The following is a 4,073-nucleotide window of genomic DNA, read 5'->3' as shown; positions in this document are numbered from 1 at the left end:
TGCCCAGCGCTTGCGTGCGTCGTCGGAGCATAGCCTGGCGGTCCTGCTCGGCAAAGCGCCGGCGCAGTTCTCGATGGCGGCGAATCCCCTCGTGCCGGTGCAGATTCGTGTGCCTCCTGGCTTGCCGTCCTCATTGCTGGAACGCAGGCCTGACATTGCAGCGGCGGAACGCGCGATGGCAGCAGCGAATGCGCGGATAGGCGTGGCGAAGTCGGCATATTTCCCATCGCTGACACTGACTGGCGCGGCAGGCGTGGAGTCGGCCACGCTGGGCGATCTCTTCAAGTGGTCGAGCCGAGCGTTTCTTTTAGGGCCGCTGGTCGGAACGGCGCTTACTGTACCGCTCTTCGATGGTGGGCGCCGCAAGGGCAACCTCGCGAACGCGCGCGCCGTATTCGAGGAAGACGCGGCGAATTATCGGCAGCACGTACTGGTTGCGTTCCAGGAAGTCGAAGACAACCTCTCCGACTTGCGGATTCTGGAAGATCAGACGCGAACGGAAGCGGAGGCGGTGAGTGCGTCGAACCGGGCTGCGAGTTTATCGAGGACGCAATACAAGGAGGGCGCAGTGAATTACCTCGATGTGATCGATGCCGAACGTACTGCGTTGCAATCTCAACGTGCTGCGGTGCAGCTCTCCGGCGTGCAGGCGGTAGCGACGGTGAACCTGATACGGGCGTTGGGCGGTGGCTGGGGTGACGCTCCCGCCGCAGACGCAAGCATTGCGCAGCGTTGATCGCCAATTGCATGGCGGCCTGAATCGTGCCGCCATGCCAAGGGATGACTCAGGTGCCAGTCAGGCCCTGCAAACTTATCTTCGATTGGGTGTTCGCCGGTTGCTCACCAAGCTTGGTGAGCGTCCCGTTCACGTCGATCGAATACGCAACGATCTTGTCGTCGCCGGCGTAGTCCTGATAAAGGAACTTGCCGTCCGGACTGACCCACGAATCGTTCGCGAAGCCGGATGTAGTCGATAACACCGGCGGTTCGCTCGCAGCCGATGCATTGGCCAATGAGAGCTTGCCATTGCCGTCGAGCGAGAACAACGAGATCGCTCCGCTGCCACTGCTTACGTAGACGAACTTGTTGTCAGGCGTTATTGCAATCCAGCAAGGCGCTGCCCGCCCTGTCACCGCGACAGGCCCGCTTAGCGGAGTAAAGCTGCCGCTGCTCGCGAATGAGTACGAACTGGCCGTGCCGCCCGCGGCGTCGCTCGTGGCGTACACGCCTGCCTGAGCGCCTTGACCAAAGACTCCTCCGAACGGCCCTACACCTACCGAGGTTGAACTCACCACTTGTCCCAGTGTTCCGTCGGCGTTGATGGGGTAAGCCAGCAACGCATTGGCGGGCTGTACTGGCGTCAGTGTTTTCAGAAAGCCGTTCACAATAACAAACTTGCCGTCGGGGCTGACGCTGACTTCGGTTGGAAGGGCGTCTTGCTGGACGACGGGGTAGGTTCCAATCGATGTCAGTTTGCCATCCGACCCAACGCGATATGCGCCCAGCTCATTCACGCCTTGCTGATGCGTGACGTAAAGCACATTGTTTGCAAAGGCGAGGGACGTCGGTCGGGTGCCGCCTGTCGGCGACACTGCGAGAAGCGTGAGCGTGCCCGACGTCTTGTCGATGGAAAATGTGCTCACGGTATTGTCGCCGGCGTTGGCAACGAAAAGCTGCGAGCCGTCAGTGCTGGTGATGACGCTATGGTTACTCGTCAACGCATCGGGCGCCACGATGTTCCCCATGAAATAGTTGACGCCGTTCGTTCCTTTGCCTCCGGTGAGCACGGCGGGTTGTTTCGTCAATGTGCCATCGGCGTTGCGGATGAAATGCACGACCGCATTCGTGGAATCGTTCGTCTGTGCGAAAAGCTGCGACACGGCAGGCGCGGAATCATTGCCGCCGCCGCAGGCAGCGACGAGTGTCACAACACCGGTCGCCATTGTGAGTTTCTTGAACACGTGTACCCCTCCTTATCTGGTCAGTTGGATTTGCATCTGTGGTGGATCTGACCTTAGTTCGTCGTGTCCGTGAAGCTGGTTACAGCGGCGGCATATTTACCTGGCATCGCGCTGATGCGCCGCGCAATTGCTGTCCGTGCAAAGCTCCTTGAAAAGAATAGAATCGGCTCGCACGAAAATTTTCGCGTTGCTGTAACCGTTGAGCGCACTTGGTCGAACTAGCGAGTGCGCCCGTAGAACCGGACACGGGGCAGCCTGACAATCCTTTTACAGATGCCTTCCGAAAGCAGAGCGCAAACATGGATTTAAACTTCGAATGCACCATGTGCGGCAAATGCTGTCATGACCTCAAGCTGCCGCTAAGTGTCAGCGAAGCACTGGTCTGGCTTGAACGCGGTGATGACGTCCAGTTCCTGTGCGAAGCAGTTCCTTGGCCCGACGAACCGGCCGAGGACAATTTGCTCGCGCAACACAAACGCCGCAGGTCGTTTGCGGCATCGAGCGGCGCATTGCCAGTTCGCATTGTGGTCGTCATCGCGGCCGCATTCGAAGGCGCATGCCCGCATTTGCTGCCGAATCTGAGTTGCGGCGTGTACGAAGAACGGCCGAACGTCTGCCGTATTTATCCGGCCGAGGTGAATCCGTTTATCGAACTGAACCCGCAACAGAAGGCGTGTCCGCCCGAAGCGTGGGCGCCAGACAAGCCCCTTCTGATGCGCGCGCACAGGATAGTGGATGTGCAGACTGCGGCCCTGATCGACAAATCGCGCACGGCCGATGCCGGCGATACCGGCACCAAGGCGCTTGCCTGCGCACATCTGGGAATCGATACGGCAGCACTCGCCAACGAAGGATTGACGATCTATTCGCCGCCGCGCGAGCAGTCGATTGCTGCGTTGAAGCTTGCGCGGAAGACGGGTGATGCAACTGTCTTCGTGCCCGATTGGAAAGTGGCATCGAACCGTCGGGAGACGGTGGAGACGCTGACGTCTATTGGAGCGTCAAGCGTGTTTTGCACCAAGCAAAATGGCGAGTCGTTTCAATATCTGGGTTTCTTTGCTGAGTCGACTTAAGCCAGATTATCAAGCCTTGGCGCGTTTCCCCGTAAGTGGCGCCTCAAGGAATAACACGGCGCTGACGGCGCTTGCTAAGGCAAGAATGGCTGCAAGACTCACGACCACCCGATATCCCGCCACGAACGACTCATCGACTGCCCGTATGATCCGGGCGTTCGAACTGGTCGCCGCGGCAAGCAAGGGACGTTGTTCATCGACTTGATGACGCTCTGCTTGCGAAAGCCCTAATGGTCCAAGGCGTGAATCCAGGGAATGGTTGAAGGTCGCTGAGAGGATCAAACCAAACAGCGCAACCGCGATCAAACCGGCAACACGCGATACCGCATTGTTCACGCCGGATGCCACGCCGGATTGATTTTCCGGCGCTGCGTTCATGACCGACGTGGTCAGCGGCGCAACGCAAATAGCCATCCCTAATCCGAGAATGACGAGAGGCGCAAAAAAAGTAGCCCAATACGATCCACCTATTCCAGGCCATGCAAGCGACCCGAATCCGAGTGCCACGATAAGTGACCCAATCGTCAAGGGGCCTTTAGATCCGTACCGTGCAATCAATCCCCCCGACCAGCGCGAAAGCAGGAAGATGATGAGGATCAGCGGCAATAGCGCCGCTCCGGCTTGTGTTGCCGAATAATGCTGTACCTGGATCAGATTGAGCGGAAGAAAATAGAGAACGCCGCCCAGGCCCGCATACAGGAAAAGCGTGATCAGGTTCGCGCCGCTGAATGTTCGTGACTTGAACAGCGTCAGCGGCACCATCGGCGATGAGGAACGCGCTTCGACCATAACAAATCCCGCCAATGCAGCAACGCCCGCCAGGGCGGCGATAGCCACGCTCTTTCCGCCGTTCACGCCTTCGATCAACGCATAGGTGACGCCGCCCAGACCTGCGCATGCGAGCAGTGCGCCGGGCCAGTCGAGCGCGCTGGAAATGAGCATGTTGCGGCTTTCGCGCACGTGCCGGATCGTCATCCATATGACGAGCGCCGCGAGCGGCACGTTGATGAAAAACACCGCGCGCCAGGAGATATGTTCG

General features: G+C 59.0%; 4 protein-coding genes. 2 read left to right on the top strand and 2 right to left on the bottom strand.

Annotation, left to right across the window (positions count from 1 at the left end):
* On the top strand, positions 1-736 hold a 736-nt coding region (locus ACFFAR_RS26650), incomplete at its 5' end, for an efflux transporter outer membrane subunit (protein ID WP_174364803.1).
* A gap of 49 nt (positions 737-785) precedes the next feature.
* On the opposite strand, the gene ACFFAR_RS26645 is transcribed toward ACFFAR_RS26650, so the two are convergent.
* A complete protein-coding gene (locus ACFFAR_RS26645) occupies positions 786-1,961 on the bottom strand; it encodes a lactonase family protein (protein ID WP_375508770.1) in 1,176 nt (391 codons plus the stop codon).
* Positions 1,962-2,260: 299 nt separating this feature from the next.
* Here ACFFAR_RS26645 and ACFFAR_RS26640 point away from each other — a divergent pair, with 299 nt between their 5' ends.
* Positions 2,261-3,034, top strand: coding sequence for a YkgJ family cysteine cluster protein (locus ACFFAR_RS26640; protein ID WP_075358357.1), 774 nt, complete (start codon positions 2,261-2,263; stop codon positions 3,032-3,034).
* Between the two features lie 9 nt (positions 3,035-3,043).
* Here the strand turns inward: ACFFAR_RS26640 and ACFFAR_RS26635 are convergent.
* A partial coding sequence (locus ACFFAR_RS26635) for an MFS transporter (protein ID WP_174364804.1) occupies positions 3,044-4,073 on the bottom strand: 1,030 nt, incomplete at its 5' end.

Origin of the sequence: uncultured Caballeronia sp. (genome assembly GCF_964243625.1) — a bacterium.
Classification (GTDB): Bacteria; Pseudomonadota; Gammaproteobacteria; order Burkholderiales; family Burkholderiaceae; genus Caballeronia.
Note: the sequence above shows the minus strand (reverse complement) of the source record. Positions and strands in the feature narration are given on the sequence as shown.

Coding starts and splice junctions, on each gene's coding strand:
- ACFFAR_RS26640 (WP_075358357.1), top strand. CDS start 2,261: ATGGATTTAAACTTCGAATGCACCATGTGCGGCAAATGCTGTCATGAC.